Genomic DNA, 5,030 nt, shown 5'->3' on the forward strand with positions numbered 1-5,030 from the left:
ATAAGTAGAGGTGATGGCAAATGAGTAAAGAGGAATTGAAAAAAGAACATGTTCCGGAAAATAGCTCCATGGCTAAGGATTATGAAGAGATGAAAGAACTTGGAAAGCAGATGGAAAATCAAAGGACGAATGAAGAATTGAAAGAGTGGGATAAACGCCCAGGTACAGTTCAACATGAAATAGAGGAAGATGAAGATTGACGAATATCACAACCAGAATCATTCTATCTGTGTAAAAGGGTGTCCAGAAAAACTGCTGGTGCACCCTTTTTGTTGTATTTCATTAATTACGCTGGCATTTTAATAATCCTATTATCCGAAAAATGAAACCCGCTTAAAGCGAACAGACCTGATGATCATCAGGTCTGTTCGCTTTCTTGAAATATTTATTTTGCAGTGGCATTTTTAAAAAAACTTTAAAGGGCATCTAATGCCCATGTCAGGACTTGTCTAGTTCGTAGGTAAACGTCCATTATTGAATTTTGTTGTAAATTATCCAGCATCGCTGCATAAGATAGAGTAATACTTTTCTTTTAATCCGTTTTTTCGCACTGTATTTTTGATTGGAAAACCGGAATGATGTGGGCTTTCCCACACTAATTTATTATATGAAGGAATGATGAAAAGCGTGCAAACATTTTTAAGGGGGGAAGAGAATGTCGGAAGAGAGTAATCAACAGTATGTTATCTCACAGGAAAATTGGTCCCTCCATCGGAAAGGCTATGATGATCAACAACGTCATCAGGAAAAGGTGCAGGAAGCGATCAAGAATAATTTGCCTGATCTAATTTCAGAAGAAAGCATCGTGATGTCCAATGGCCGGGATGTTATCAAGATTCCCATTCGCTCCTTGGATGAATACAAAATTCGTTATAACTATGATAAAAACAAACATGTAGGGCAAGGCGATGGAGACAGTAAAGTGGGGGATGTAGTCGCGAGGGATGGCTCACCGTCCGATGCCGGGGCTGGTAAGGGCCAGGGTGCAGGTGACAAGGCTGGCGAGGATTATTATGAAGCCGAAGTGTCGATGATGGAATTGGAAGAAGCCCTGTTCAGCCAATTGGAACTCCCTAATCTTCAGAAGAAAGAACACGCGGAGCACACGCTTGAACACATCGAATTCAACGATATCCGCAAGACAGGCCTAATGGGAAATATCGACAAAAAGAAAACGATGATATCGGCTTTCAAACGGAACGCTTTAAGGGGGGACCCAGGTTTTCATCCTATTTATAAGGAAGATTTTAAATTCAAAACTTGGAATGAGATTCAGAAACCTGATTCCAAAGCAGTTGTACTGGCAATGATGGATACTTCCGGAAGCATGGGGTTATGGGAAAAATATATGGCTCGAAGCTTTTTCTTTTGGATGAACCGCTTCTTGCGGACAAAATATGAAACGGTGGAAATCGAGTTTATAGCCCATCATACAGAAGCGAAAGTTGTTCCGGAAGAGGATTTCTTTTCAAAAGGGGAAAGCGGCGGTACGATTTGTTCGTCCGTATACCGAAAAGCATTAGAACTTATTGATCATAAATATGACCCCGCGAAGTTTAATATCTATCCGTTTCACTTTTCCGATGGTGATAACCTAACATCCGATAACGTCCGCTGCGTTAAGCTTGTTGAAGAACTCATGAAGGTTTCCAATATGTTCGGATACGGGGAAGTCAATCAATACAATCGTCATTCGACATTGATGACAGCTTATAAGAACATCGATAATGAAAAATTCAGGTACTATATCCTTAAACAAAAGGCTGACGTTTTCCATGCAATGAAGAGCTTTTTTAAAGACGAGGAAAGTAAGAAGTATGCTTAAAGAAATAAGTTAGCTTGTTCTGGATTGTAGGGAAGCGTCATTCTCTCTACAATCTTTTTTTATTTATCGATTAATCTGATTTAAAATCATTCAGTTCAAGTTGGTGACTAATCGAAGGATTCTAAAAAAATCTCCCTATGAGGCAGATGAATAGCATTCGCTCATTAATTCATGATATGAAGTTACGGTTTTCGTTCATGACACTCCGTTCCACCCCTTCTTCACCTGCTAAGATAACTTCTAACGGGAAGGCGCAATATAAAAAATGGTTTATCTCATTTCATTTTTGAAACGTTATGACTTGGAATATATTATAAAATAAAGTAGCAGTGAGGATCCTTCCCAAAAACCCCATTGCAGAAGACCCATACTCTGAGCGGTTCCAAAACATTGTGCCTTTGATAACCCCTCTGGCAGCCTGTTCCCTATGATCCCAGGGGGCAGGCTGGTTTTTTATGAGTAATTTTTTCGGTCCTTTAAGAAATAAAAAGTACAGGTGAATTGGATATTAGTAGGTCTGTTTTACTCAGTAGCCATTCGATTTTATTTGCTATGCCCACTCCTCCTTTTTATCCTTATGCCATTTAATCCAACGCTAGTTCTTCGGTAGTAAAATCAGCCGCCCCCTAATCTGCACCTGCTTTTTCGAAATCCAATGAAGAATGGACTGCATTTCTTTTCTGAACGAATGATTTTACTTTATGAAATACCGACACTAGCCTTTTTGTATATAATGATGCCAGAATCTAAATCTGGATAATATCAACATCATGATAAAGGAGAAAGATGATGTCGAAGCAATATAACTTTTTATTACTATGGGTGTCACAAACTTGGTTCACCCTATTGAAATACAGGATCTATTTTATTCAAGCCTTTTTAGTCTTATTTCTGATGTATCTTTTATTAAATAAACAGGAAATAAATACGCTGAAAATCACCCTCATTTTAATAACTTCACTATCCTTTCTTAAAAGTGCCCATGGAAAAAAGGGTGAATAAAAGTAAAAGTGGTATGTAAGGAGATTACGGTGAAAAGTTCCATGGCGTGTACCAAGTGCGTTGGGTGGATATATATGTTCATGTAATCCGACGGAACGTTATGACAATGAGTTATAAGAAAAATAGAAGTAACTCTTCAGGGAATGTAAATGATAAATCCTTTCATGCGTAAATGTGATAAGACGGAACCAATGGTTGCTTTTATCACACTTTTTTAGTTATGTAACCATAAAGATTGTAGCCCTAAAAGAATCATTAAATTTTATGGAATTTAAACGAGGGGATTTGATGAGAGGACCTGCTTTTATAAAATGCAGGATCATTTCACCCGATGGAACTCATCACCATAAATGAAAATAATCACATTAAAATTGACGTTTAATGCCCAAATGTGGTTCCTAAAATGATTTTTTATGGATCATTATTGGGACGAGGTACTTCTCGAAAAAAAGTATTATTGATCTTGTAAGTAAAATTTTTTTTTAGAGGAGCGTTTCTTTTATGAAGAAAAGTAAAATGTTAAAACCTATTAACGTTATGACAACATCATTTCTATTAGCAAGTTCTCTATTAATGCCAAGTGCAGGTTTTGCAGAAGAACTATCCACACCAAAGAATGAGGAAAGTTCGAATTCACAAGAGTCTGGGGTGAAAAATCAAGAAGCTCGTACACAAACAAACGAAACTCAATCTTCTGGGAAAGCAGCTTCAAAAATGATGGTAAATGAAGCAGTCGTCAATAATTTTCAAGAGTTGAAGGCAGCCTTAGAAACGGATAACGGAATTACTGCGATCCATCTTGGACAAAACATTGATATCAGCGGAGCGATTAAAATTCACCCGGCAAAATCGGAAATCGTGATCGAAGGTAATAACCATATAATAACGGAAACAGGGTCAACAGGATCAAAAGGCGGTATTTATGCCAACGGTAATATTTTAAGCAGTGTCCATGTAAAAAACGTAAATATTAAAGGGAAGAACTATTACGGTCTCATTACAATACATGATGTAACAAAAAATGTAGAGCAAATATTCGAAAATGTAAACTACAATGGGCCACAATTAATCTGGAACCGTAACGGGAAAGCTGTTTTCAAAGGAGTAAACGACATTTATATTCAGGATAATGCAGTATCAGGCTCATCCATAACGCACGAGATGGCGGAAACTGGAAGTGTGGAAATTGATGGTGAAACTCATATTAGCCATAATAGTGGCCATGCTCTTATTTGGTCGATTTCAAAAGAACCTCAATTTAAGATCGCACCAAATGCGAATGTGAAAATTTTTACAAGTAAGAGCGGGTATGGAATATTTTATGCAACAGGCGGTGATGCAGATTTTTCTATTGGGGCTAATGCAAAGCTAGAGATTGATGGAAAAAAAGGAGTTACCGGATCTGGGAAGTTTAAGTCATTTAACGTGGATGCCGGTGCAGATGTACAGATGAATAGATCTGGTACGGATTCATACCCAATGGTTTCGCTTTATGGACCGGCACAGATCAATAATCAAGCGAAACTCCATGTAACTACAGAAGACGGTCATGCTTTGGAAGTGGGAAATAAACCAACCACCATTGATTTTAATACTCCTGAGAATGTTGTCTTGTCCTCAGTGAAAAAACAAGCATTAAATAATTTAAGCACCTCCCTTACGATGAGTATGGATACAGGCATGTTAAAGCTCTGGACGAGTCCGACAGGCGATCCTGCAAATAGTCATGTGGGCAAATCCGGTGGCAATCTTACTTGGCAAGGTATATATAAATATAACGTAGCTCAATCAATTGGTGGCAATCCAGAGAATTTCAATATTGAATTTAGTAAAACAAAAAAGATTGAATTAGGAAAAGATGTAGATGGGCAAGCAGAAAAAGACCTTACCGATGCGAAGAATAAAGTGGAAGATCTGTTCACGGACGATAAGTTCGATACATTGGAAGGAACGACGGATCAAGGGGCGATTGACGAAGCCCAAAAAGCGGTCAATAAGCTTCCTGAAGGTGCAGAAAAAGACCGTCTTCAAGACTTATTGAACCAAGCGCAAGATTTATTGAACAAAAAAGAACAAGCAGAAAAAGACCTAACCGATGCGAAGAATAAAGTGGAAGATCTGTTCACGGACGATAAGTTCGATACATTGGAAGACACGACGGATCAAGGGGCGATTGACGAAGCCCAAGAAGCGGTCAATAAGC

The 5,030-nt window shown here is 38.3% G+C and carries 3 protein-coding genes; all 3 read left to right on the plus strand.

The annotated features are described in order from the left end of the window. Positions 1-20: 20 nt before the first annotated feature. On the plus strand, positions 21-200 hold the full coding sequence (locus ACWF5P_RS00005) for a hypothetical protein (protein ID WP_098370934.1): 180 nt from the start codon (positions 21-23) through the stop codon (positions 198-200). Positions 201-655: 455 nt separating this feature from the next. Continuing rightward, complete coding sequence (yhbH, locus tag ACWF5P_RS00010) at positions 656-1,825, plus strand: sporulation protein YhbH (RefSeq protein WP_101223356.1); 1,170 nt, start codon at positions 656-658, stop codon at positions 1,823-1,825. Positions 1,826-3,328: 1,503 nt separating this feature from the next. Continuing rightward, positions 3,329-5,030: toxin Cry1Ac domain D-VI-related protein (locus ACWF5P_RS00015; RefSeq protein ID WP_452444405.1), on the plus strand; the 1,702-nt coding region annotated here is incomplete at its 3' end.

It is taken from the genome of Peribacillus sp. NPDC055009, assembly GCF_053608705.1.

What these genes read in the sequence shown, in the direction of transcription:
- ACWF5P_RS00005 (WP_098370934.1), top strand. Translation starts at nt 21, where the DNA reads ATGAGTAAAGAGGAATTGAAAAAAGAACATGTTCCGGAAAATAGCTCC.
- yhbH (WP_101223356.1), top strand. Translation starts at nt 656, where the DNA reads ATGTCGGAAGAGAGTAATCAACAGTATGTTATCTCACAGGAAAATTGG.